The sequence below is a fragment of the Natrinema thermotolerans genome, assembly GCF_031165565.1.
GTDB classification, from domain to species: Archaea; Halobacteriota; Halobacteria; order Halobacteriales; family Natrialbaceae; genus Natrinema; species Natrinema thermotolerans.
This window is the reverse complement of sequence record NZ_CP101873.1, coordinates 1077870-1101882: the sequence shown is the minus strand read 5'-3', so window position 1 is coordinate 1101882 and position 24013 is coordinate 1077870. Positions and strand designations below refer to the sequence as shown.

The window sequence follows — 24013 nt, the reverse complement described above, 5'->3', positions numbered from 1 at the left end:
TGTCTCCGCTCGCGGTCGAGCCTCCAGTATTACGTAGTTCCGGCGACGCCGTACCGGTATGCAGTCGCGTTCCATTCGCGATCACGTCCGGCCGACCGACGGCGACTACCCGGGCGGAATCTACCGCGTCGTCGGGACGGGCGACGCCGTGACCCTGCTCCGGGTCGGCGACGCCGACGGCCGGCGGGTCAACACCGGCGAAATCGTCACCGTCGAGGACAGCGATCTCGAGGCGTTCGAACCGGCCGAAAACCCCGACGGGAACCGGCCGCTCGGGGCGACCGTCGCCTCGAGCCTCGAGATGGTGTACTGGCGGCTCAGAGCCTTCGGACAGCAACTGGTGGCACATCCGATCCCCGCCACTCTCGTAGCGGCACTCGTTGCGGTCGGGTACGTCGGTGACTCCATCGGTCCCCTCACGGAGTCCGTCGCGAGCGTGGTGCTGTTGGTCGGTGCCGTCGGACTCGCGTTCGTCGGCGGCGGCTATCTGGACCGATGAGTCGAGAGAAGGGACGACCCCGACCACTGAGGTGAGCCGAGCCGTTAGGCCTCGAACAGGTCGTCGACGGCCTGTCGCGCAGTGAGCGCGGCGTCGTCGGCGACCCGCTCGGGGTCGGGCTCGTCCTCGCCCTCTGGCGCGTTGAGGTAGACGTCGACTTCCAAGACGCCGTCCTCGAAGACGACGGTGACGTCGTAATCGCGCACGTCGGACTGTTTGTACTGTGAAAAGATGACGCCCTCCGCGGCGTCGGCGGCCGTCCGAACGACGGTTTCGTCGGACGGCTCGTCAGGTGACATTTACGCGCCGCCAGCGCCCGGGCCGCCGGGGCCGGCCGGTCCGCCGCCCATGCCGCCGAGCATGTCCTCGAGTTCCTCCTGCAGGCTCTCGAACTGGTCCTGTACGCGCTCTTCCTGCTTCTCTAAGGTCTCGAGGCGGATCTCGAGCGAGTCGACCTTCTCGTCGAGGTCCTCCTCGGCCTGCTCGTAGTCGGTCTCGACGAGGAGTTCGCCGACGTTTCGGTACATCGTCGTCCCTTCGTCGATGTTCTCGAGTTCGTCGAGGGCGTTCTTGGCCTCGGTGAGGTTCGATTCGGCTTCCTGCTTCTGGACGGCGACTTCCTGTGCCGTCTCCTGCAGGTCCTGGAGCTGCTCGATTTTCTCCTGGGCTTCAGGAGGCAGATTTCCTTGCATGTCTCGACCGTCGCCCTCCGGACTGATAAAGACCAGCTTTGTCTTCCGGTCCGATCGCAACCGGTCGACGCCCGCCCGAGCCGCGTTACTCAGGGCCACGCCCGTCGGCTGCGACGGCGTCGTCGCCGGCCGTCGGCGCGGCCACACTGTCGGTTCGGATCACGAGGTAGCCGCCGCTCAGGAAGAGTAGTCCCCACAGCAGGAAGAGCATGTCCCACAGCAAGAGTGGGCCGGGGCCGGCGGGCCAGACGTGGTGGAGTCCGAGTAGCTGGTGGTCGACGAGCCCCTCGACGAGGTTGAACACGCCCCAGCCCATGATCGATGCACCGAGCAGCGTTCGTCCGGACCCGGGTACCGACGGCAGCCGCCACGCGCGAAACAGGAGGACCACGCCCATGATCGTGAAGGTGTAGGTCGCGAGGTGGAAGATCCCGTCGGCCATCACGTTGAGTTCCAGATCAGTCGCGACGCTCGCGTCCGGATACGACGAGAGCATGTTGTGGATCTGGAGGAGCTGGTGAAAGACGATGCCGTCGAAAAACCCGCCCAGCCCGATGCCGAGTGCGAGCCCGGCGATCACCAGCGGCTTGGCGGCGGCGTCGAGCCCGAGCCACGTTCCGGTCGGCCATAGGGCGGGTTCGGTGACGGGAACGAAGACCCCGTTGCCTGCCGGTACAGGGGACGTAGAGCTATCGGGACTCGAGTGCCGTCTCGCCGACGTCGGCTGTCCGTTCCGCGACGTCGATCAGCGAGAACCAGGTGTTCAACGCCGCACGAAGGGCGATGACGTCGTCCGCGTCGATCTCGACGAGAACGCGCGAGTCCGTCCGTTCGAGGGTCGTCCGCGAGCGGTCGTCGTCGATCTCGCCGATCTCGCGGGCGACCGATTCGGCGACGAGCGCGGCCCGCGACGGCCGGTCGTAGTCGAACTCGAGGGTCGCCTCGTGGGCGGCCACGTTACTGAACGTCGACTTCCTTGACGTCGCGGCTGCGTTCCTTCAGGAGGACGCGGTGGCCGCAGTAGGGACAGCGGACGCCGCCGTACTCGTCGAGTTGGACGTCGCGTTTACAGCGGGAGCATTTGTAACTCATACTGAGTACCGAAGGGAGTTATTCGTCGTCGTCCTCTGCGAGGGCAGCGCGGATCGAGCGCTGGGCGGTGCGGCCGGCGGGGGTCTCGGGGCGGTAGGCACCGCCGGTAAAGACCTTGCCGGTCTCTTCGTTCTTCCAGATACCGGTCCCGACGCGGGTGACGTCGTCGCCGTCGACCTCGGCGTTTTCCATGTCGTCTTCGATCTCGCTGACGCGGCGTCGCGCGACGCGACCGTAGCGGGCACCGAAGCGGCCGGCGCTACCGACGCTTCCTTTCTTGGCCATAGTGACCGTCACTATCGGCAGCGGATTCTTAAACCTGTTGAGTCGCACCGATCCCTGCACTCCCCGTGTCGGCGATCACGAGCCGCCGACCCGTTCGGCGACCGGCCACGCGAGCAGTTCCAGAAAGACGACGGCGAGCGCGGCGAGGTAGCCGGCCACGGCAAGCGGTGCAGTGACCAGCCCCGTCCCGACGGTCGGGGCCGCAAGTAGCGTCCGAATCCCGAGGCCGCTGACTGCCAGCAGGGGGATCAGCGTCAGTACCGCGTCCGGTCGCTCGAGCATGCTAATTATATCTAATTACGACCGCCCCATTAAGACTCCGACAACCAGCAGGAACTGACTCCTCCATCGATTCGGTACAATACTTGCCTCGAGAGAGTCACGGCCGGACGACCGGCGGCGGAGTCGGTTCCGTCGCGGTCACTGAAACTCCGCGTCCGAGAGGACGTCGTTCAAGTCCTCGCGAATGCGCTCGCCCATCTCGCGGTCGCGGGCGGTCGTGACGACGCGGTTCTCCTGGACGCTCGAACCGTCTCGGAGCAGCATGCGAACGTTGCCGCCGTCGTCGGCGCGGGTCACCTTCGCGCGCATGCCGGACTGGGAGCCCTTGCCGCCGGCGTCGATGGGGCCGGGAATCACCTTCTTGACGTGTGGATGGCCGGCGACGGTCTGGATGGCGCTCATCCCCGTTCGGCCGCCAATCAGCGTCGAGTGGCTGCCGCCGATCTTCTCGGCCGGTGGCGTCTCGACGACGTCGAGCGCGCGATTGCCGCGGCGCTCGAGGACCGCCTGCACGGGATCGTCGTCGTCGACCCGGTAGAACGGGTGGTGGACGTCTTCGCGGACGGCGCGGATCACCGCCCGCGTCCCGCCGGCGTAGACCTCCTCGGGGCGCTTGCGACGGATCTCGTCGCCGATCAGCCCCGCGAAGTTCCGGAGTTCGATCGGCTCGTTCTCGCCGTCTTCCGGCGTCGTCGTGATCGTCGTCTCCCCGAGGACCAGTTCCTCGGGGTCGGTTGCGTCCGGATCGCGCTCGTCGGGCTCGCCGGCGAGCATCGTGATCGTCGCCCTGTCGCGTGCCGCCTCGAGGACGATCGCTTCCGTGTTCGCCTCCCGGCAGACCAGACAGAAGTCCCCGGGTTTCTCGAGGGGCGATGCGCAGTGACGACACTCCATACTCGCCGTTGAGGGGACGGACCTAAAACAGACTTGCGTTCGAACGGGCACGGTGGCGGTCGCCCGTTGCCGCGGCTGGCGTCAGCCGCTGACGATCCGCTCGTCGCTCGCGACGTTGCCGGCTCCGTCGGTGACGGTCGCGACGATCCGATAGCTTCTGCGGCGGTCGTTCCCGCGTGCCGTTAGTCTCGCGCTCGCGGTGTCGGCGTCGCCGCGCAGGCTTCGTTCGACCCGTTCGATGAGCGTTCCGGTGTCGGGATCCCGCAGTTCGAACGTGGCCCCTGCGAGGTCCCCGTTGACGTCGGTCGCGTTGAGCGTGACGTCGTAGCGGTCGTTTCCGCCGGTATTCGCGACTACGTCGGTGATCGTCGCACTGGGCGCGACGGACGACGCGTCGCCGTTGCCGCGGTCCATCACCCGAATGTCGAAGGACACGGTCCGTGCGGATCCGTCGCCGAACCGCAGGGTCGCTTCGACATCGCGGGTCCCGTCCACGTCGGCTGGGGCCTCGTAGACGAACGTCGCCCGACCCTCGGCGTCGGTGACCGGCTCGACCGGCCGAACCGTTCCGTCACCGGCGAGGCTGCCGGTTACCGTCACGCCACTGACCGGGTTGTCGAACCGATCACGGGCCTCGACGACCAGCCGCTGGCGGCCGCTTTCGGGGATCGCCGTCGCCGTCCCTTCGATGTCGGTGAGATACGCCGCAGCCCCGTCGCTCCCACCGTCGCCGACCGCGACCGCCCCGAGCCGGAGTTCGTAGGTCACCCCTTCCTCGAGCGTCAGGGTCACCTGCCCACAGGGATCGGGCGGGGCCGCTTGACAGTCCACGCTCGTGACGTACCGGTCGTCATCGGAATCGCCCGCGGGATCGAGTTCGGCCGCGAGGAGGTCCCGCCACTCGTCCTCGGAGAGCCGGCTCGGCAGCGTCAGCGTGATCGGCTCGCCTCGGTCGCTGACCGTCACCGTCCGGGCCGGTGCGCTGGTCGGCTCGATGTCGACCGAAACGTCGTCCGCCCGCGAGACCGACCGCTCGCCCTCGAGCGCGACGAGATCGAGCCGGCGACCGTCGACGAGGTCCTGCTCGGACCGCGTAACGGCTCGCTCGTCGAACCGGTCGTAGCGGACCCACGGCTCCACGACGGTCGTCGGTGCGCCCCCGTACTCGTTGTAGTCGGGGACGTACTCGAGCGCGCGAGTGTCGAACGTCCGCGGCGTGCCGTTCCAGTAGTCGCCGGTCTCGCCGGCCGCCGCGGCGTTGTCGATCGCGACGGTCCCGGCGTCGGTCGTCCGCACGGTCCCGGACGCCGGCGGCGGGTTGACGAAGAACAGCCGCGGCGGATAACGGAGTCCGGCCCCGATCGTGACCGTCTCCCCGTTGCCGGACGCGGCCACCCGATCGACGGCTCCGTCGACCTCGCCCAGATCGCTCCGGACCCGGTCGTTGTGCTGGAACTCGAGGTTCTCGTTCAGTGCGGGGATCGCCGTCGTCTGGAGGAGCGCGAGCAAGGCGAGCGCGAGCGCGAACATCAGGATCGCGCCGATGACCGGCGAGACGGCCCGATCGGCATCTGAGCCCGATCCGGGGCCGCCGAACCGCCCGATCGGTCGCGAGTCGGTGCCGTGCCGGTCGTCGGAGTGAGGTCCCGTCATGATTACACCAGGAAGTAGAACGCGACGACGGTGAGGACGACCAGTCCCAGCCCATACTTGAGGCCGCTGACGACGTCGTTGTCGGCTAATTTCCCCGCGATGAGTCCGCTCCCGAACCCCTGAATGAGCGCCGAGTGGAGGAAGAGGGCCTCGTAGGCATCGACGGGAATGTCACCCAGCGAAACCGGACTCTCCGCCGTGGCCGCCGTCGCGTCCGACTCGGCGGCCAACTCCGCGATCGGCGTCAGGTAGCTCGCGCTGACCATGACGATCACCAGCAGGTAGACCAGAAACCCGATCACGACGATCGCCACGTAGGAACCGACCTCGCGACGGCGCTCCCGGGCGATCTTCGCCTGTGCCCGGGTGTTTTTCGCCGCGATCTCGAGCAGGCCGTGGAGGTCGCCGCTCGAGCGGCTTCCCTCGGCGACCAGCGTCATCGTCCGGGTAAGCTGGGGGACGTTCAGCCGGTCGGCGAAGGAAAGCAGGGCACCGGTCAGGTCGTGGTTCCACGCGACGTCGTTGCGGACACGACGGAGTTCGACCGCGAGCGTCCCGCTGGCCCACCGCGTGACCAGTTCGAAGGCGTCGACGACGTCGACCCCCATCTGGTTCGCGCTGGCGAGGATGCCCAACACGTCGGGGAACCGCTCGGTGATCGTCTCGGTCCGCCGGCGTTCGCGTTCGTGAAGGACTGCAAGCGGTGCGGTCGCGGTCACCAGCGGCGCGACGGCCAGCCCGACGGTCGACTGCAGCGGGGCCGCGAGGACCCCGGCGACGGTCGGTTCGGCCATCCCGGACCGGATCGCGAGGCCGGCGACGGCGAGACCCGCGGGCACCGTCACCGCCAGCGAGAGCCGCGGCTGGCGTCGGATCGCCCGGAACGGGTCCGACAGGAACGCCCGGACGCCGGTATCGCGCTTGGCCCGTTCGTAGGCCGCGAACCGCGGGTCATCGGCGACGTCCTCGGGATCGATCGTCCGGTCGTCCGCATCCGCGAGCGCGGCTGTCGGCACCTCGAACGGCCGCGAGAGCAGGTCGACCAGCAGTAAGAAGCCGACCATCGCCAGCGGGAAGCCGACGTAGACGAGGACGGCTATCGCGCCGACCGTCTCCGCGCCGAGGAAGCTCACGACCATCAGGACGACGATCAGAAACAGCGGCGCGGCGACGAACGCGACGACGAACACCTCGCTGAGCATCCCCAGCGTCTCGATGAACGACGATTGGGCCTCGAGTGCGTCGTCGATGGCTTCCTCGGATTCCGCCTCGAGGAACGTCTCGAGATCGCCGCCGGACTCGATGACGCCCAGCAGGTCGTCGAGGAACCGGCGGAACTCGTCGCTGGGGGTCAGCGTCCGGACGTTGTCGAGCGCCCCCAACAGGTCGTTGCCGAACAGGTCGATCTCGCGGACGACGAGGTCGAACTCGTTTGCCACCTCGCCGTAGACCGCCTCGCTGTCGCCCAGTCGGCGACAGACTTCGATGACGTTCATCCCGCCGCTGGTCAGCGCGTACATGAACGTGATCGCGTACGGGAGGTTCAACGCGATGCTGCGGCGTCGCGCCGCGACGACGGTGCGCGGGTAGTAGTAGTTCCGACCGATCCAGACGGCGCTTGCGGCGACGGTCGAACAGACGACCGGCACTACCAGCCCCGCCACGAGCAGCGGGGCCGTCAGGAAGACACCGCGAGTGATACCGGCGAGGCCGAACACCGGCCCCAGTACGTCGGCCAGCGTCCCGGTAAGCGCCAACCCGAGGAGCCCGAGGAACGCGACGACCCCCGCGCCGATCGCCGCGATCGCGGCAAGTCCGACGCTGTCGGTCAGATACGTGTCGTAGGTGGCCCGGATCCGGGCCTGCTTGAGCCGCCGTTGTAGCCCGCGATATCGCTCCGGCCGCGTCTTGAAGAACGCTCGGACCCGCCCGTAGGCCTCGCGCAACTCGAGTCGCTCCTCCGCGCCGAGCTGGCGCTCCTCGAGGAGGGGCTGGCTGAGCGCCTCCTCCGGTTCCGGCTCGGCCTCGCGGCGGTCGCCTCGCCCGTCTCCCTCGAGCGCGTCGAACAACGCGGCCGCCTCCGACTCGTCGCGTTCCGCATCGCCGTCGTCGCCGGTGGTCCGATCACCGTCCCCCGCTTCGAGCGGGTCCGGGCCATCGTCGAATGCGTCCTCGAGGACGGCCGCCGCCGTTTCCTCGTCGACGGCCGGCTCGCGAAAAGCGGGGTCGTCGGCCGCGGGTGCGGAATCGCGGTCGGGAGCGTCTTCGGTTCGGTCGCGGTCGGTCACGGCTCAGTCGTCGGCCTCCGTTACCGCGATGGTCTCGGGGTCGAGATCGCCGGCGCGGACCTCCTCCAGAACGTACTCCGGGTCCCGGATGAACCCCTGAATCACGCGGGCGACGCGCTCGTAGTCGGTGATCTCCTCGTCGAGGAGGTACTCGAGGACGGCCTCCCGACGCTCGAGTTCGCGCTCGATGCGGCCGTGGGACCAGCCCCGCTGGTCAGCGATCCGCTCGAGGACTCGCGAGTCGGCGCTCCGCTCGAACCCGTCGGATGCGGGCTCGTATCGGAACACCTCGTGGGGGTCGACCCCATCGCCATCGTCCTCGTGGTGGCCGAACTCGACGAGCCGACGGTTTCGCCTGACGCGTTTCCCCTCCTGTGTCGTCTGGCGCTGGATGGAGACGATGTCTAGGTTGCCGATCATCCCCGTGGGGACGTTCAGTGGCTCGTTTTGCAAGCGGCTCAGCAGGCCGCGCACCGAGTCGGCGTGGAAGGTCGTGTAGGCCGTGTGGCCGGTGGCGATCGACTGGAAGAAGGTCAGGGCGACGTCGGTCTCGGTCCGGATCTCCCCGATGACGAGGTACTCCGGTCGCTGGCGCAGGGCGGCCTGCAGGAGGTCGAACATCGAGACGGAGCCGCGGCCGCCGGCGGTGACCCCCTCGCGGGTGACGCTTTGAATCCAGTTGTCGTGAGGCAGGGTCAGCTCCGGCGTGTCCTCGATCGAGACGACCTTGCTCTCGGGCGGGACGAACATCGAGACGGCGTTGAGACTCGTCGTCTTGCCCGAGCCGGTACCGCCGGCGAACAGCACGGAGGCGTTGTTCTCGACGGCCAGCCAGAGGTAGGCCATCCCCTCGAGGCTGAAGGTGCCCCAGTTGACGAGATCGACCGGTGTGAAGGGCACTTCGGCGAACTTCCGGACGGTGAAGTTCGGCCCGCCGGTGGTCACCTCGCCGCCCAGCGTCAGCTGGACGCGGGAGCCGTCGGGCAGGGCGGCGTCGACGAGCGGATCGGCCACCGAGAGGTGTTTACCGGCCCGCTGGGCGAGCCGGACGACGTAGGCGCTCAGACGCTCGTCACTAAAGGAGAGGTTCGTCCGCAGGTCCCGGTAGCCGTGATGGTAGACGAAGACCGGCCGGTCCGCGCCGTCACAGGAGACGTCCTCGACGCCCCGGTCGCGCATGATCGGGTCGATCTTCCCGTAGCTCACGAAGTCCCGGCGCAGGTAGTACAGCAGCTGGTGGAGCGAGCCGTCGCCGACGGTAGCCGCGTGTTCGCGCATGACGCGAGGGACCTCCTCGTCGAAGGTTGCCGCCCGGTCGATCTCGCCGTCGAACTCCTTGTACAGCAGGTCGCTGCGCAGCGATCGGATGAGGTCCTCGCGGACGTACTCCTCGAACTCGTCCAAGTCGGGTTCGACGACGTGATACCGGTTGGTGTTGGTCGCCTCGTCGTAGAGGACCGTCACGTAGGCGTAGGGACGGTTCACCCAGTAGCGCTCGACCTCCTCGTAGTCCTCGAGATAGCCGAAATCGAAGAACTCCTCGTCGATGAACGCGTCGGAGGGCCGCCCCGGAAACGCGTCCGCGGGCCGGTCGTCGAAGGACGCGCGAACGTCGGCGAGGACGGCGTCTCTGATCGCGTCCGCAGACCGGGAGTCGTCCGGGGCGATGGCCGAGGTCGGATCCGGGCCAGTCCCCGTCTCGAGCGCGTCGTCAGCGCCGGCGTCGCCATCGTCCTCGAGGCTCGAAGCCGGGCCGATGTCGCTGGGCGGGTTCGAGGGAACGCGGCTTGGGGTCCCGTCTCCTGTCGAATGGTTGCCGTCCGGCATCGATGAACTGCGTCTCCCTTGTGACCGAACCACCTAAACCGTCATGGTCGATGAAGGTCCGGCTGCCGCGACAGTCTCCAGCTACAGGATATCGGCGAGGACGTTCCGAACCGGATTCGTGTCGACGACCTCGTAGGGGACCCGTAGCGGCGAGACCGACACCTCGTTCTCGAGGACGGCGTGGCGGTCGGTATCCTCGCCGTCGGGGATGTCCCGGTTTGCCATCTGTTGCCAGAGGCGGTTGGTCAGCTGGAACCGGCCGTTCTCGAAGGCGGCATCCATCTCGTAGACCTCGGTCGGCCGGGTCAGCGCGTGACCGTTGGGCTCCCGATCGGGACGCGGGACGTTGACGTTCAGGTAATCCACGCGATCGAAGAGGCCGGTTCCGGGTGCGCCGGCCACGAGGTCGGCGGTGATCTTGCCCGCCCGCTCGAAGGCCGCCGGCTCGAGGTCGTCGTCGTAGCCCAGCGTGTCCAGCGAGACGGCGATCGATGGCGTCCCGAGGAACGCGGCCTCCATGGCGGCGCTGACGGTCCCCGACCGGGAGAAGACGTACGCGCCGAGGTTCGCCCCTTCGTTACAGCCCGAGACGACGATATCGGGATTCGGCTCGAGTCCTTTCGCACCGACGATAGCGCAGTCACAGGGGGTGCCGTCGACCGCGTAACCGAGTTCGTGATCGGTGTGGGGGACCGGCGCGGTAAAGGAGTCGGCCTCGAGGTCCAACTCGAGATCGCCGCCGCTCGAGGAGTTCGTCCGCCCGTAGGACAGCGACCGGCCGACGGCGCTCCGGTTCCGGTCCGGCGCGATGACGGTCACCTCGCCGACCGCCGAGAGCGCGTCGTGGAGCGCCCGGATGCCGGGCGCGTCGATCCCGTCGTCGTTCGTCAGGAGGATGTGCGGGTCCGAGTCCAGTTCCATTGGCTGGTGGATTGGGGGCGAGCTACGTAGCTGTTCGGTTCAGCGAAGTCGATTCCCCCGGGGAGACCGCGCGCGAACGAACGGGTCGGCGGCTCGGGCCAGTGCCAAAGCGATACGACCGTTTATATTCCAACCGGACGTTCCGGCAATATGATCGGGTTCGATTGGCCGACCCTCGCAGTCGCGGTGATCATGCAGGTCGATCCCGGGATCGACATCGACGTCGGGACGACCGACGGCCTCCTCGGGGGTGCGATCACGGCTGCCCTGACGACGCTCGTCGTCGGCGCGATCCTCGTCGCGATCGCGCCCGACTACACGGACCGGATGATGGACGACGTCCTCGCGGACCCCTTCGGGACGTTTCTTTACGGGATCGCGTCGCTGCTTGCGATCGGGCTGTTGATACTGCTGCTCGTCGTTACGATCGTCGGGATCGTCGTGGCGATTCCGCTGTTCCTGCTGGCGTATCTCGTCTGGGCGGTCGGCGGCGCGATCGCGTATCTCGCCATCGCCGATCGGCTGGTCGGGCGCAACGACGAGTGGCTCAAACGGCTGCTCGTCGCCGCGGCGATCAGCGGCGCGCTCGCGGTCACCGGCGTCGGTGGTCTCCTCGCGCTCTGTATCGGTGCCGCCGGCTTCGGCGCGGTGCTTCGGAGCTACCTCGAGTGAGGCGTCGGCTCCCGCTCAGTGCAGGCGCGTCCACGCCCGCTCGAGGATGGGGCTCCCCGAGGCGCCGATCGATCGGTACAGCCAGCCCTGCACGAGGATCGAGACGAGGAGTCCGAGGGAGAGAACCGTCGGATACCACCCCGTCGGGAGACCGTGCAGCCACACCCACGACGCGCTGGCGATGCCGGCGACGAGGAACGCGGCCGAACTGCCGAGATGCACGCTCGCGGCCGGTTGCGCGCGCGATCGCTGGTCGCCGGTGAGGACGCGCTGATCGGCCAGTCCCAGCAGGCCCTGAACGACGTACAGCGCCGAGGTGAACAGCGAGAACGGCTCGAACATACGAGCGACTTCTCGTGACAGTCGGGTAACTGTTTCGCCGATCGGTACTGCCGCAGTTCGAACGCGACCGAAACGGGAGACTCGTCACCACGGCAGGTAGCGCCGGAGCCGATCGACCACCGAGCGCTCGCAGCGGACCCGCAGTGTCGTTCCGTCGGCGTCGAATGCGGCCTCGTTCGCGGGGATCCGTTCGCCGTCGGGCATCTCGAAGGACTGCTCGCCGGCCGGGACCGTCCCGCCGCTGCCCGCGCCGAACAGCGTCTTCGACCGGCCCGTCGGCTCCGGGACGGGCTCGCTGTACTCGATGACGTACACCGTGCGCCCGTCCTCCGTCGTCTTCTCCCAGTCGACGATCTCGCGGTCCTCGGTCGTACCGATCATACGCGAGGGCCACCCCGGTTCAGCGGCCGATTGTGTGCGGAGCCCATGATTGTCGTCCACTTCTCATGACGCCGTGCTAAAAGCTTCGCCGCGGTGGTTCGGACGGCAACGCCCGACTCGAGTCCCGCCTTACCCGAGGTCGATCGGATCGACCTTCAGGAACTCCCGGGAGACGACGGTCGCGTACGACCCCTTCGGCAGCGCGAACTCGAGGGTCAGCGGGTCGGTCTCGAGGCCGAGATCGGTCCGCAGGAGGATCGCCCGCCGGGTGCCGGTCGAGCCGAACTCCCCGGGCAGGTCGAAGTCCGCCGGCTCGAGGCCGAGGTCGTCGAGGACGGCGCGTTCGATCTCGCCCTGCTCGCCGTCGGCCAGTTCCGTCTCGGTGCCGACCAGCGGCGCGGTGACGAACGCCCGGCCGCGCTCGCAGTGACGGGTCACCGAGTCGACCCGGCGCTCGTCGACCCGCTGGAGCCGGTCGGTGTCGGGCAGTGCGAGCCCGTCGGGCGCGTCGGTGTCCGAAAAGCAAACTACGTCCCCCTCGACGGGCCGGTCGAACGGCAGCCCGCGCTCGAGCCGTTCCGAGAGCATCAGGTTGAACGCGTAGGACTGGGCCGCGTGGACGAACAGCCGCTGGAGGTTCGAGGGCACCCGCTCGAGGGCCTCCCTGTACTGGTCGGGCCCCGGCTCGCCGTCGCACTCGGCGAGCGCGTGGATCATCGACCGCTCGTAGCGCAGGCGATGGGGAACGCGCTCGAGGGCCTCCTGCCAGTCGCGGGTCTCCTCGACGAACGCTCGAGCCTCCTGGGTCCCCTCCGGCTCCGCGTCGGTCGGATTCCCGAGGTAGGCCATCACCGCGCCCTCCCAGTCGTCGCGGGCGATCGCGAGGCCCACCTCGTGGGTGACCGGCCGGCGGCTGCCGAAGCGCTGCTGGCCGAAGAAGTTGGGGACGCCGATCGAGGTCGCGTCCCCGCTCGAGCCGTCCGCACTGCCGCCGCTCCGGTGTGAGTCCGCGAGTCCGCCGAAGGCCCGCAACTCGTCGGTGATCGCGCCGGCGTTGTCGGGCCGGTCGGGATCGGTGACGCGGAGTTCGAAGGCGTTGCCCGCCAGATCGCCGAACTCGAGGTTTCGGCCGGCCCGGCCGAGGACCTCGATCTCGACGCCGTCGATTTCCGGTAGCTCGTCGGGGTCGGCCTCGTAGACCGAGAACAGTTGGGTGGTCACGGCGTACTTGTCCTTCGTCCCGGCCCAGTTGACCCGCTCGCGGGAGATTTCGAGCGCGTCCGAGAGCCGCGCGGCGAAGTCGTTGGTGTCCCACCCTCGCAGCGTCGCCCGGAAGACGAGGTGGGGGTAGGCGTCGGTCGGTGCGTCAACGGGTTCGGTGTCGAACCGCTCGAGTTCGCGCACCCGGAAGTCGGCGTCGTCCGCGCGGAGGCGGCCGCCGACGCCGTCCGCGTCGCTGACGTAGTACTCCATCCCGACGGTCGCCTCCCTGGGGTGACTCGAGCGCATGTCGGCCGGCGATTCGAGCGCCGCGCGTAAATCGGTTCGTTCTCGCGGCGAACGGCGGGCAACGGACGCCGCCGGTCCGGAGCCGCTTCATACGGTCTACTGTACGTCATTGCCGGTGGGACCTCGTCCTGCGGTCCCACCGGTAAATCGGTACAGCAAACCGTATCAGTCCGTCTGCGGGATCGACCGTGCGCCCAGGGCGAACGCGAGGACGGCGAGGACGGCGAGGATCCCGAGGTTCGCGAGCGCGGGATCGACGCCGGCGACGGCCGTCGTCTCAGCCCCCGAGTAGGTCGCCGCCCGCACACCCCGCGCGAAGTAGGTGAGCGGCGAGAGGTTCACCAGCGGCCCGAACCAGCCGGGGAGCAGCTCGGGCGAGACGAACGTCTCCGAGAGAAAGAGCAGGGGCAGTCCGATCCCGTTGCTGGCCGCGACCGCGCCGTCCTGGGAGTCGGTGTAGCTGCCCAACATTGCGCCGATCCCGCAGAAGCAGACGACGCCGATGAGAACGTAGGGAACGAGCAGCGGCGAGAACGCGATGTTAGCGCCGGTCAGGAGGATGACCAGCCCGAGGATGAGCAGGCTCGCCAGCCCGATGATCGCGGCGTTGACCGCGGTCTGGGCGAGCAGCCACTCCGCCCGCGTCAGCGGGGTCGTCGCGAGCTTCTCGAAGCGGCTCCCCTCGCGGTGGCGTGCCACCTCGCTTCCCATCCGCGACAGCGGAGTGAAGAGGACGACGACGGCCAGATAGCCGGGCACGTAGTAGGCCGGCGGCTCCGTGAACAGCCCGCCGCCCGCGGGATCGGTGCGGACGAGCGCCCCGAAGATGACGATCAGGATCACCGGGAAGAAAAAGGTGAAAAAGACCGCCGTCCGCCGGCGGACGAACGACCGCCAGCCGGCGCTGGTCTCGGCCCTGACCCGCCCCATCCGGCTCATGCGGTCTCACCCGTTCGTGCGAGGTCGGACTCGTCGGCCGCACCGTCCCCGCGCTCGCCCTCGAGCCGTGCCGTCCGCTCCCGCTCCGCGGGTTCGGCCAGCGCGAGGTAGACGTCCTCGAGGTCGGGTTCGGCCCACGAGAGTCCGGTGTACTCGATGTCGCGGGCCTCGAGGTAGTCGACCACGCTCCCGATCGCGGCGGGATCGATCTCCCGGACGACGACCGCCGCCTCGGGCGTTCGGTCGCGGCCCCGTGCCGGCCGTTCGACGGGGTACTCGAGGTCGGCGAACGCGTCGGGGTCGGCGGTCGTCTCGACGGTCAGCCGGCTCGAGCCGCCGTACTCGCGGACGAGGTCGTCGGGCGGGCCCTGCGCGACGAGCGAGCCGTCGGCGAGCAGGCCGACGCGGTCGGCGAGGTGTTCGGCTTCGGCCATGTCGTGGGTGGTCAGGACGACGGTCGTCCCGCTGGCCGCGAGGTCCTCGATCAGCCGCCAGACGGTGCGGCGGCCGGCGGGGTCGATGCCGGTCGTCGGCTCGTCGAGAAAGAGCAGGTCGGGGTCGTTGACCAGCGCGGAGCCGACACAGACCCGCCGTTGCTGGCCGCCCGAGAGGTTCTCGTACCAGGTGTCGCCCGCGTCGGCGAGGCCGACGTCGGCGAGGACGTCAGCGGGGTCGCGCGGGTCCTCGTAGAGCCCGGCGTAGTACGCGAGCAGTTCGCGGGCGCTGAGTCGGGCCGGCGGCGAGAACTCCTGCGGGAGGACGCCGAGCCGGTCGCGGTCGACGGCCGCCGGCGACGCGCCGAGGATCGCCGCCGTTCCGCCCTCGGGCTCGACCGTTCCCGTCAGCGCCCGGACGAGCGTCGTTTTGCCGGCCCCGTTCGGGCCGATCAGCGCGAACACCTCCCCCTGTGCGACCGATAGCGAGGCCCCCGACAGGGCGACGGTCTCGCCGTAGACCTTCTCGAGGTCCGTCGCGTCGACTACGGCTTCCATACGGGCCGGTTCCGGCCCGTCGTGGGTAAGGGGTTCGGTTCGGGGTTCACGTGGGCTCGCGATCGGAGATGGAACTGAATGCGGTGTGGAGTTCGACGGAAGGAGGCGGAACGAAAGCGCCCCGCTATCGTGGCAACACGGAGTTGCCACGCCCTCCCCAGCCGACTCGCTCGCTCCGGAGTCGCTCGCTCATCCCTCGCACGATGTCGAACCGTGCCTCACTCTCGTTCGGCACAGTTCAGCGCGCGCCACCGCGGACCGATACGCGGTCTGGCGTCATCGAAGTCGGAAGTCGTGTGACCGGAACGCGGCCGCGCTCTTGCAGGTGCAACCGTTACCCGCCGGTCCGTGGTAGCGCGCTGGGAATGACGCAACTCGGGTACACCCTCTCGAGCGAGGAGTTCGGGCCGACGGAACTGGTCGACATCGCACGTCGCGCGGAGGCGGCCGGTTTCGACTTCGTCTCGATCTCGGACCACTTCCACCCGTGGGTGTCGGCACAGGGCGAGTCGCCGTTCGTCTGGTCGACGCTAGGGGCGATCGCGGAGGCGACCGACGAGATCGACGTCGGCGTCGGCGTTACCTGTCCGACGATCCGGATCCATCCGGTCAACGTCGCCCACGCCGTCGCCACCGTCGACGAGCTGCTCGGCGACCGCTTCACGTTCGGCGTCGGCACCGGCGAGAACTTGAACGAACACGTCACCGGCGAGCGCTGGCCCGAACACGACGTGCGCCTCGAGATGTTAGACGAGGCGATGGACGTGATGCGCTCGTTGTGGACCGGCGAGACGACGAGCCATCACGGCGAGTACTACACGGTCGAAAACGCGCGGCTCTACACCTGTCCCGACGAGCAGCCGACGACGATCGGAAGCGCGTTCGGCCCGCAGACGGCCGAATGGGTGGCCGAGAACGCGGACGGGCTCTGGTGTTCCGGGCCGAAATCCGAGCCGGTCGCAGCCTACGAGGACGCCGGCGGCGACGGGCCCAAATACACGCAACTGCACGGCTGCTACGCCGATAGCGAAGCGGAGGCGATCGAGACGATCCTCGAGCAGTGGCCGAACGGCTCGCTTCCGGGCGAACTCGGACAGGAACTCCCGACGCCGGCCCACTTCGAGCAGGCTGCGAGGATGGTCGAGGGGGAAGACATCGCCGAGGCCGGAACGACCACTGAACCCGACCCGCAGGCACACATCGACAGCATCGAGCAAGCGATCGACGCCGGTTACGATCACGTCTATTTCCATCAGATCGGTGACGAACAGGAGCAAGCGATCGAGTTCTACGAGGAGGCGGTGCTGCCGTCGTTCGAGTGAGTCGGGTGAGCGCCGCTCGAGGCGGGGAGACAACTGCTCTCGAGCCGACCGTCGGACGTCTCAACACGCCAGCGAGACGAACCGGTTGACCGCCTCGTCACTTCCCGCAACGATCAGCATGTCGTCCTCGCGGACGACGAACTCCGGCCCGAGGTCGGTCAGCAGGTCCTCGCCGCGTTCGACCGCGACGACGGTACACCCGGTCCGCGCCCGCAGGTCCACGTCGCCGAGGCTCCGCCCGGCGAGCTGTGGGGCAGTCGTCCTGACGAGTTCGAACTGGGTCTCCGGCGTGAGGATCTCTTCGTCCTCGATCAGGATGGACCCGAGCATCCGGCCGGTAACCGTCGACAGCGAGAGGACGTACTCCGCGCCCGCCCGGTAGAACTTCGGGATGTTCTCGGTCTCGTTCGCCCGGACGATGATCTCGACGTCGGGGGCGACCTGCTCGAGGACCAGCGTCGCGTAGATCGACGTCGAGTCGTCGTCGAGGGTCAGAATGACCGCCCGGGCGTCGTCGACGTCCGCGGTCTCGAGGACCGCCTCGTCGGTGACGCTTCCGACGATGTCGACACCGGGTTGTTCCTCGAGGTCGACCACGGCCGTCGAGACGCCCCCGGACGCCAGCGTCTCGACGGCAGTCCGGCCGACGACGCCGTAGCCGCCGACGACGACGCGGTCCGGGTTGTGCCGCAGCGCCGACACCGTCCGCGATTTCAGCTCCGTGAGGTCGTCGCGACGGCCCGCGACGAGCAGGATCGTGTTGCCGTCGATCACGTTTTCGGAGCCGGGAACGGGGACGAACTCGCCGTTGAACCACGCGCCGATAACGGTGATCCCCATCCGGTCGCGGACGCCTGATTCGGGGATCGTCTGGCCGACCAGGTCGCTGTGGTCCTGGACGAGCAGTTCGGTCACCGCGAGGTCCTCGCTGAGTTCGATCGTGTCCCGGAGTTCGGCCGAGACGGTCGTCGTCGCCTTCGTCGCGAGGCTCTGGCCCAACACCCGACGCGGCCGGACGATCTCGTCGGCTCCGGCGTAGCGGTGATAGCTCGCGACTTCGTCGTCTTCGACCACGCTGACGATGGTGAGGTCGCTCGAGAGTTCCCGCGCTGTGAGGATCACCATCGCGTTGGTCTCGTCGTCGATGTCGGTGACGAGCGCGTCGGCCCGCTCGGCGTTTGCAGCCCGTAGCGTCTCCTCCTGGTCGAGTGCGCCGTAGATAGCGTTGGTCCCCTCGTTGTTGAGGTCGACGACGAGTTCGGCATCGTCGTCGACGAAGACGTATGGGACGCCCGCCGCCTCGAGTTCACCCGCGAGGACGTCCGAGCGCGGCGTGTACGAACAGATGACGACGTGGTCGGTGAGGTCGGTCGACTCCGGCGGCCGGTCCTCGAGGGCCTGCTGGAAAAGCGGGACGACGATCAGCGGCAGGGCCAGAAAGACCAGCAGGACGCCCGTGAGGTTCATCCCGATCACGAAGAGGTTCATCGCGGTACTCTCCCAGGGGGCGTCGCCACCGAACCCGGCCGTCGTCAGCGACTCGATGACGGCCTGGATCGACTGCGCGTACGTCTTCGTCTCTCCCTCGAAGGCGGCCATCCCCAACTGATAGAGCCCGGCGTAGACGAGAACGAGTACGAGGACGGCGACCAGCGAGAGAACGATCCGCCGCCACCAGTGATTCATCACCGGGTAGTGACTGTCGAGCGGTTTGTAGCTTCGGAAACCGGGAGCGACTTCCGGGCAGTAAACGCGTCGGTCGACCGGTCATCGGGAACGCGTTCGTCGGATCGCCGACGCGCTCGAGCGACCGCCGTTCGCCGCTTCCCCATGCGTTTTGCACTCGGCGGGCGAACCCACGTCCATGGAGTACACTCGGCTCGGCAATACCGGAACGACCGTTTCGAAGCTCTGCTTTGGCACCTGGCGCTTCGGGAAGGAAAGCGACGGCACCGTGGAGACTGACCGCGAGGAGGCCCACGACCTGCTCGATGCCTGTTGGGACCACGGGATCAACTTCATCGATACGGCCAACGTCTACGGCGATCCCAACGGGAAAAGCGAGCGCTGGATCGGCGAGTGGCTCGCGGACCGCGAGGACGTCGACCGCGAGGATCTCGTACTCGCCTCGAAGGTCTACTTCCCCTTCGACGGCCGGGGCGAGCCGGGGCCGAACGATTCCGGCCTCGGGCGCAAGCACATCCGGGCCCAGATCGAGGGCACGCTCGAGCGACTCGACACCGACTACCTCGACCTGTACTACATCCACCGCTGGGACGAGGAGACGCCGATCGAGGAGACGATGCGGACGCTGACCGAACTCGTCCGCGAGGGGAAAGTCCACTATCTGGGGGCCTCGAGCATGGCCGCCTGGAAGCTCACCAAGGCGCTGTGGAAAAGCGACGCGGAAGGGCTCGAGCGCTTCGACGTGACCCAGCCGATGTTCAACGCTGCCGACACGGACGACGTGAGCGACTACCTCGATGTCTGTGCGGATCAGGACATCGCGGTCTGTCCGTACTCGCCGCTGGCCGGCGGCTTCCTCACCGGGAAGTACGAGCGGGCCGACGACGGCACTGTGATCGCGCCCGACGGCGCTCGCGGGAGTCTGACGGACCTGTTCGAGGACCGCTACACGAGCGATACCGCGTGGGAGGTCCTCGAGGCCGTCGAGGGCGTCGCCGACGAGATCGACGCCACGCCGGCACAGGTATCGCTGCGGTGGCTGATGGAGCAGGACCGCTTCACCTGCGTCCCGATCGTCGGTGCGCGGACGCCCGCCCAACTCGAGGAGAACATCGGCGCGGTCGAGCTCGAACTGTCCGACGAGCAGTTCGAGCGGATCGACGCGGCTCGCGGGCCGGACGACGACGGCTATCGCTGAGTTCGGGCGTCGTCCGGGGCGACGTTCTCATTCGTCCGGAATCATCATGCCAGTTATTCCCACTCGATCCAAGGCGAACATGATGACACGAGATGGGGCAGTGTCCCGACGGCGGATGCTCGAGCTGACAGGTGCCGCAGCATCGACGGCGTTTATCGCCGGCTGTGGTGACAACGGCAACGGTAACGGCAACGGCGACGGTGGTGGCGGCATCGAGATCGATCCTGAGACCCAGATCGAGTTCGACGGACAGACGTCCGGCTGGGTCGGCATCGCGCCCGACGCGATCGCTGACGAGGAGAACCCGACGCTCATCCTCCAAGAGGGGGAAACCTACGAGATCGGCTGGACGACCGGCGATGGCGCCGAACACAACATCGCGATCTACGACGAGAACGACGAGGTCGTCGACGACCTCGCGACCGAGCGGGTCACCGAACCCGAAGATCAGTGGCTCGAGTTCGAGGCCAGCAGCGAGATGGTCACGTACATCTGCGAGGTCCACCCGACGACGATGGTCGCCGACATCCAGGTCGAATAGCGCCAGCGGCGACGACGCGGGCGAATACTACCCGCGATTCGAAGACGATCATTTTTCCCGAGAAGACGCCTGCGTACTCGCCGATGTTCGTCGCTCGCTAATCCTCGGCCCTGCGCTCGCGCCTTCGGGCTTGCGTGCAAGTTTCTCTCCGGTGTCGGCTATCGGGTGTCGGTCGTCGGCTCGAGCCCGATCCGATACTCGGTGAGGTTCTCGTAGCCGTCCTCGGTGACGGCGACGAGATCCTCGATGCGGACGCCGCCGACCGCGGGGTCGTAGATGCCAGGTTCGATCGAGATCACGTGGCCGGGCTCGAGGTCGCCGCCGGAGGGGGAGACGCTTGGCTGCTCGTGGATGTCCAGTCCGACCCCGTGGCCGGTGCTGTGGATGAAGCCGGTCTCGGTATTGGGGTCGCTTCGCAGCGTCTCGTAGCCTGCGTCCTCGATCACGTCGCAGGCCGCTGTATGAACGTCGGCTCCGGTCACGCCGGCCGCGACCGTCTCGAGGGCGGCCTCGTAGGCCTCGCGGGTGACCTCGTAGCGTCGTCGGGCCTCCTCGCCGGGGTCGCCGCGGGCGAAGGTGCGGGTCATGTCCGCGAAGTAGCCCGTCTCCTTGTCCCGCGGGAAGATGTCGATCACGATCAACTCGTCGGCCTCGAGTGGCCCGCTGCCCCGGTCGTGTGGGTCCGCGCCGTCGGCCCCGCAGGCGACGATGGTCTCGTCTAACGCACAGCCGTGGCGCAACAGGGTGACCTCGATTTCCTCCGTGACGCGTTCGCTGGTCAGGGGCTCGCCGTCGTGAACGAGCGTGCCGTCCTCGATGTCGGCGGTGGCGATCAGTTCCTCGGCCCGCGCCATCGCGGCCTCGTTCGCCCGCTGGCTCGCCCGGATCCGCTTGACTTCCCACTCGGTTTTCGTCGCCCGGATGTCCGTCACGATCCCCTCGGGTTCGACCGTCACTGCGATCCCCTGCTCGCGCAGGCCGTCGGCGGTCCCCGTCGGGAAGGTCCGCGGGACCGCGAGCGCGTCGACGCCGTGGTCCTCGAGGAAGGCCGCGAGCGTCCGCAGTTTGCCCTCGTACTGGCCGTGTTCGGCCACCAGCCGCTGATAGTCGTAGGCGGCGCGGCGGCTGACCGAGTCCGCGTTCGCCTCGGCGGCGGCGCGTCCGTACTCGAGGCCGGAGACGAGCAGGTGGACGCCATCGGCGGTAACGAGCGTCTGGTAGGGATCCGGTGCGGTAAAGCCCGAGACGTACCGCTGGTCCGCATCCGATGCGTCGTCGTCTATCAGGTAGCCGTCGGCTCCTTCGGCGGCGAGATGCTCGCGCAGCGGGGCGAGATTCACGTCGACGTTCATATTCGGATCGATGACAGCTGGCCACATAATCCCGCGGATCGAGGTTGGATAACGTTTCGAACCCGCAAACTTATGACTAAACGTGGCAATCCCCCGCGTATGAACCGGCGTCGGATTTTGGCGGCAGGAACCGGGGTTGTACTCGCCGGCTGTATCAGCTATCCGAGCAGTGACGAGTCCCCCTCCGGCGCGGAGATCGTTCGGGACGCGGTCGACGCGCGTCGCCACATGTCGGCGCTCCGAGCTCGTCGGTCGGTGACGATCGAAACGCCGGCCGAAACCGATACGCGGACGGAACGGATCGCCCGCGAGCCACCGGCCAAACAGCGTATCGAAGTCCTCGAGTCGACCGACGACGACGTGCCCGTCGGCTCGGTCAGCGTGACGAACCGGGCGCAGACGTGGGAGTACAACCCGTCGACGGGGATCGTCGAACTCCAGTTCCACGGGACTAAGACCGACACGGATCGGACGCTGCGGGTACTCGAGGCCCTGCTCGAGGAGTATCGACTCGGCTACGCCGGGACGGAACCGGTCGACGGGCGGGAGGCACACGTCATCGAGACGCGGCCGCCGCTCGAGGACGAGAGGACCTCCATCGACCTCGTCGTCGGGGACACGACCTACAGCGTTCCGGTGAGCGCCGCCAAACTCGGGGAGTTGGACGTTTCCCGGACGATCTGGATCGACGACGAGACCCGCTACCCGATCAAGGAACGAAACGCGGTCAGCGACGACGGCGAGACGCTGTACGCGCAGACGGTCACGTACGAGGAGTTCGCGATCGACGACGGCATCGACCCGGAGACGTTTACGTACCAACCCCCGGCCGACGCAGAGGTCGTCAGCGACGGCTCGAAACCGGCGGGGATCTTCCGCTCCCGCGATGCGGCCGCGGACACCGTTCCCTACGATCTACCCGATCCCGATCTCCCGGGGTCGTACGTACTGGACCGGATCACGGTCGTCGAGCGAAAGGAACGGTACGGCGGCGTGACGACGACGCTGTGGTACGACGATCCGAACGTCGTCGCCCGGGAACTCTTCGTCGTCGTCCGCGAGGAGGGGCGGTTCGATCCGTCGCTCGACAGCCTCGAGCGAACCGAGGTCGACGGGCAGACAACGTACTTCCGGGACGGCGGCGTCAAGAGCTTCTTCTGGGACTGCGAGGACGTGAGCTACGAAGTCTCGAGTCTGGTCACGGACGACCCACTGCGCGAAATTACGGCGTCGATCGGCTGTTCGTGAGATCGGTATCGGTAAGACGGGGCCACGCCACAGGGTGACCATGAACGTCACCATCTCCCCCTCGAGCGTCGCCGGCACGGCGCGGGCACCACCCTCGAAGAGCTACACCCACCGGGCGATCCTCGCGGCGGGCTACGCCGACAGCGCGACCGTCCGCGACGCGCTCTGGAGTGCCGACACGCGAGCGACGGCCCGCGCGGTCGGCCTGTTCGGCGGCGACGTCGACCGCGGCGACGACGGCCGTCTCGAGATCGACGGTTTCGACGGCCGGCCCGACGTGCCGGCCGACGTCGTCGACTGCGCGAACAGCGGGACGACGATGCGACTCGTCACCGCGGCCGCGGCGCTGGCCGACGGCACCACCGTCCTGACCGGCGACGAGTCGCTTCGCTCGCGGCCCCAGGGGCCACTGCTCGAGGCGCTGGCCGATCTCGGCGCGACGGCCGACAGCACTCGCGGGAACGGGCAGGCCCCGCTGGTCGTCACCGGCCCGCTGTCGGGCGGCGAGGTGTCGATCCCGGGCGACGTCTCCTCGCAGTACATCACCGCCCTGTTGATGGCCGGTGCGGTCACCGACGAGGGGCTCGCGATCGACCTCGAGACGGAACTCAAGTCCGCACCCTACGTCGACATCACGCTCGAGGTCCTCGACGACTTCGGCGTCGACGCCCGCCACACCGAGGACGGCTTTGCGGTCGATGGCGGCCAGTCCTACGCACCCACGGGCGGGGAGTACGCCGTTCCCGGCGACTTCTCGTCGATCTCGTACCCGCTGGCTGCGGGGGCGATCGCCGCCGACGGCGAGGGGATCCGCATCGAGGGCGCGCATCCCAGCGCACAGGGAGACACCGCAATCGTGGAGATCGTCGAGCGGATGGGTGCCGACGTCGACTGGGACCGCGAGTCGGGGACGATCGACGTCGCAGCCGCCCCGCTCGCCGGGATCGAGGTCGACGTCGAGGACACGCCCGACCTCCTGCCGACGATCGCGACGCTGGGGGCGGTCGCGGACGGCGACACGAAGATCACGAACGCCGAACACGTCCGCTACAAGGAGACCGACCGCGTGAGTGCGATGGCCGAGGCGTTGGGAAAGATGGGCGTCGAGACCACTGAGGAGCGCGACTCACTGACGGTCCACGGCGGGGACTCGACGCTCGAGGGTGCGACCGTCTCCGGTCGCGACGACCACCGGATCATCATGGCGCTGGCACTGGCCGGCCTCGCGGCCGACGGCGAGACCACGATCGAGGGAGCCGACCACGTCGACGTCTCGTTCCCCGGCTTCTTCGACCTGCTCGAGGAGGTAGGCGTCGCGCTCGAGCGACGGGCGTAGCCGACGCCAGCCATCGACGATTCGAGACCCACGTTATCTTCCGCCAAGGGTAGCTATTTATC

The 24013-nt window shown here is 68.1% G+C and carries 26 protein-coding genes; 7 read left to right on the top strand and 19 right to left on the bottom strand.

The window, feature by feature from the left end; all coding sequences use genetic code 11:
* Positions 1–58 precede the first annotated feature (58 nt).
* Entirely contained in the window at positions 59–499 is a 441-nt protein-coding gene (locus tag NP511_RS05670; protein WP_049964763.1) for a hypothetical protein, read from the top strand.
* Positions 500–543: 44 nt separating this feature from the next.
* Here the strand turns inward: NP511_RS05670 and NP511_RS05665 are convergent, their stop codons facing one another.
* The 12 genes from NP511_RS05665 to surE form a co-directional block, all read right to left on the bottom strand.
* The gene (locus NP511_RS05665; protein WP_006649455.1) at positions 544–798 is read right to left on the bottom strand and encodes a DUF3194 domain-containing protein; all 255 of its coding nucleotides are present in this window, start codon (positions 796–798) and stop codon (positions 544–546) included.
* Positions 799–1191, bottom strand: coding sequence for a prefoldin subunit beta (locus tag NP511_RS05660; RefSeq protein WP_015299147.1), 393 nt, complete (start codon positions 1189–1191; stop codon positions 799–801).
* Between the two features lie 85 nt (positions 1192–1276).
* Positions 1277–1771, bottom strand: coding sequence for a DUF2243 domain-containing protein (locus NP511_RS05655; RefSeq protein WP_233274310.1), 495 nt, complete (start codon positions 1769–1771; stop codon positions 1277–1279).
* A 109-nt stretch (positions 1772–1880) separates the two neighbouring features.
* On the bottom strand, positions 1881–2147 hold the full coding sequence (locus tag NP511_RS05650; protein WP_006181152.1) for a KEOPS complex subunit Pcc1: 267 nt from the start codon (positions 2145–2147) through the stop codon (positions 1881–1883).
* A gap of 1 nt (position 2148) precedes the next feature.
* Positions 2149–2283 (bottom strand): DNA-directed RNA polymerase subunit P, encoded by a 135-nt coding sequence (locus NP511_RS05645; RefSeq protein WP_006181151.1) that lies wholly within the window; start codon positions 2281–2283, stop codon positions 2149–2151.
* Positions 2284–2301: 18 nt separating this feature from the next.
* The gene (locus NP511_RS05640; protein WP_006181150.1) at positions 2302–2568 is read right to left on the bottom strand and encodes an eL43 family ribosomal protein; all 267 of its coding nucleotides are present in this window, start codon (positions 2566–2568) and stop codon (positions 2302–2304) included.
* Between the two features lie 75 nt (positions 2569–2643).
* Positions 2644–2850: a hypothetical protein gene (locus NP511_RS05635; RefSeq protein WP_006181149.1), complete on the bottom strand. Its 207-nt coding sequence runs from the start codon at positions 2848–2850 to the stop codon at positions 2644–2646.
* Positions 2851–2988: 138 nt separating this feature from the next.
* A complete protein-coding gene (locus tag NP511_RS05630; RefSeq protein WP_049964761.1) occupies positions 2989–3744 on the bottom strand; it encodes a DUF2103 domain-containing protein in 756 nt (251 codons plus the stop codon).
* 81 nt (positions 3745–3825) lie between these two features.
* Positions 3826–5397, bottom strand: coding sequence for an Ig-like domain-containing protein (locus NP511_RS05625; protein ID WP_049964760.1), 1572 nt, complete (start codon positions 5395–5397; stop codon positions 3826–3828).
* Between the two features lie 2 nt (positions 5398–5399).
* Positions 5400–7685 (bottom strand): type II secretion system F family protein, encoded by a 2286-nt coding sequence (locus NP511_RS05620; RefSeq protein WP_049964759.1) that lies wholly within the window; start codon positions 7683–7685, stop codon positions 5400–5402.
* Positions 7686–7688: 3 nt separating this feature from the next.
* Complete coding sequence (locus NP511_RS05615; protein ID WP_049964758.1) at positions 7689–9512, bottom strand: type II/IV secretion system ATPase subunit; 1824 nt, start codon at positions 9510–9512, stop codon at positions 7689–7691.
* A gap of 81 nt (positions 9513–9593) precedes the next feature.
* Complete coding sequence (surE, locus tag NP511_RS05610) at positions 9594–10433, bottom strand: 5'/3'-nucleotidase SurE (RefSeq protein ID WP_049964757.1); 840 nt, start codon at positions 10431–10433, stop codon at positions 9594–9596.
* Positions 10434–10583: 150 nt separating this feature from the next.
* Here surE and NP511_RS05605 point away from each other — a divergent pair, with 150 nt between their 5' ends.
* Entirely contained in the window at positions 10584–11105 is a 522-nt protein-coding gene (locus tag NP511_RS05605) for a DUF8173 domain-containing protein (RefSeq protein ID WP_049964756.1), read from the top strand.
* A gap of 15 nt (positions 11106–11120) precedes the next feature.
* Here NP511_RS05605 and NP511_RS05600 read toward each other — a convergent pair whose 3' ends face one another.
* The 5 genes from NP511_RS05600 to NP511_RS05580 form a co-directional block, all read right to left on the bottom strand.
* Positions 11121–11447: a hypothetical protein gene (locus tag NP511_RS05600; protein ID WP_049964755.1), complete on the bottom strand. Its 327-nt coding sequence runs from the start codon at positions 11445–11447 to the stop codon at positions 11121–11123.
* Positions 11448–11531: 84 nt separating this feature from the next.
* Entirely contained in the window at positions 11532–11828 is a 297-nt protein-coding gene (locus NP511_RS05595; protein WP_049964754.1) for a hypothetical protein, read from the bottom strand.
* 129 nt (positions 11829–11957) lie between these two features.
* Complete coding sequence (gene truD, locus NP511_RS05590) at positions 11958–13337, bottom strand: tRNA pseudouridine(13) synthase TruD (protein WP_049964753.1); 1380 nt, start codon at positions 13335–13337, stop codon at positions 11958–11960.
* A 165-nt stretch (positions 13338–13502) separates the two neighbouring features.
* Positions 13503–14276, bottom strand: a complete 774-nt coding sequence (locus NP511_RS05585; protein WP_049964752.1) for an ABC transporter permease — start codon at positions 14274–14276, stop codon at positions 13503–13505.
* The gene (locus NP511_RS05580; protein ID WP_049964751.1) at positions 14273–15268 is read right to left on the bottom strand and encodes an ABC transporter ATP-binding protein; all 996 of its coding nucleotides are present in this window, start codon (positions 15266–15268) and stop codon (positions 14273–14275) included. The genes NP511_RS05585 and NP511_RS05580 overlap by 4 nt, the downstream gene beginning before the upstream one ends.
* 365 nt (positions 15269–15633) lie before the next feature.
* Between NP511_RS05580 and NP511_RS05575 the strand changes: the two genes are divergently transcribed.
* A complete protein-coding gene (locus tag NP511_RS05575; RefSeq protein WP_049964750.1) occupies positions 15634–16590 on the top strand; it encodes a TIGR03557 family F420-dependent LLM class oxidoreductase in 957 nt (318 codons plus the stop codon).
* Positions 16591–16650: 60 nt separating this feature from the next.
* Here the strand turns inward: NP511_RS05575 and NP511_RS05570 are convergent, their stop codons facing one another.
* On the bottom strand, positions 16651–18276 hold the full coding sequence (locus NP511_RS05570; protein WP_049964749.1) for a potassium channel family protein: 1626 nt from the start codon (positions 18274–18276) through the stop codon (positions 16651–16653).
* Between the two features lie 178 nt (positions 18277–18454).
* On the opposite strand from NP511_RS05570, the gene NP511_RS05565 reads away from it, so the two are divergent.
* Together NP511_RS05565 and NP511_RS05560 are read left to right on the top strand one after the other, a co-directional pair.
* Positions 18455–19474, top strand: coding sequence for an aldo/keto reductase (locus NP511_RS05565; RefSeq protein WP_049964748.1), 1020 nt, complete (start codon positions 18455–18457; stop codon positions 19472–19474).
* An 82-nt stretch (positions 19475–19556) separates the two neighbouring features.
* On the top strand, positions 19557–20015 hold the full coding sequence (locus tag NP511_RS05560; protein WP_371827949.1) for a cupredoxin domain-containing protein: 459 nt from the start codon (positions 19557–19559) through the stop codon (positions 20013–20015).
* A 158-nt stretch (positions 20016–20173) separates the two neighbouring features.
* Here NP511_RS05560 and NP511_RS05555 read toward each other — a convergent pair whose 3' ends face one another.
* A complete protein-coding gene (locus NP511_RS05555; protein ID WP_049964746.1) occupies positions 20174–21367 on the bottom strand; it encodes a M24 family metallopeptidase in 1194 nt (397 codons plus the stop codon).
* A 99-nt stretch (positions 21368–21466) separates the two neighbouring features.
* Here NP511_RS05555 and NP511_RS05550 point away from each other — a divergent pair, with 99 nt between their 5' ends.
* Positions 21467–22615, top strand: coding sequence for a LolA family protein (locus NP511_RS05550; protein ID WP_049964745.1), 1149 nt, complete (start codon positions 21467–21469; stop codon positions 22613–22615).
* Positions 22616–22655: 40 nt separating this feature from the next.
* On the top strand, positions 22656–23951 hold the full coding sequence (gene aroA, locus NP511_RS05545) for a 3-phosphoshikimate 1-carboxyvinyltransferase (RefSeq protein WP_049964744.1): 1296 nt from the start codon (positions 22656–22658) through the stop codon (positions 23949–23951).
* The last annotated feature ends 62 nt before the right edge of the window (positions 23952–24013 follow it).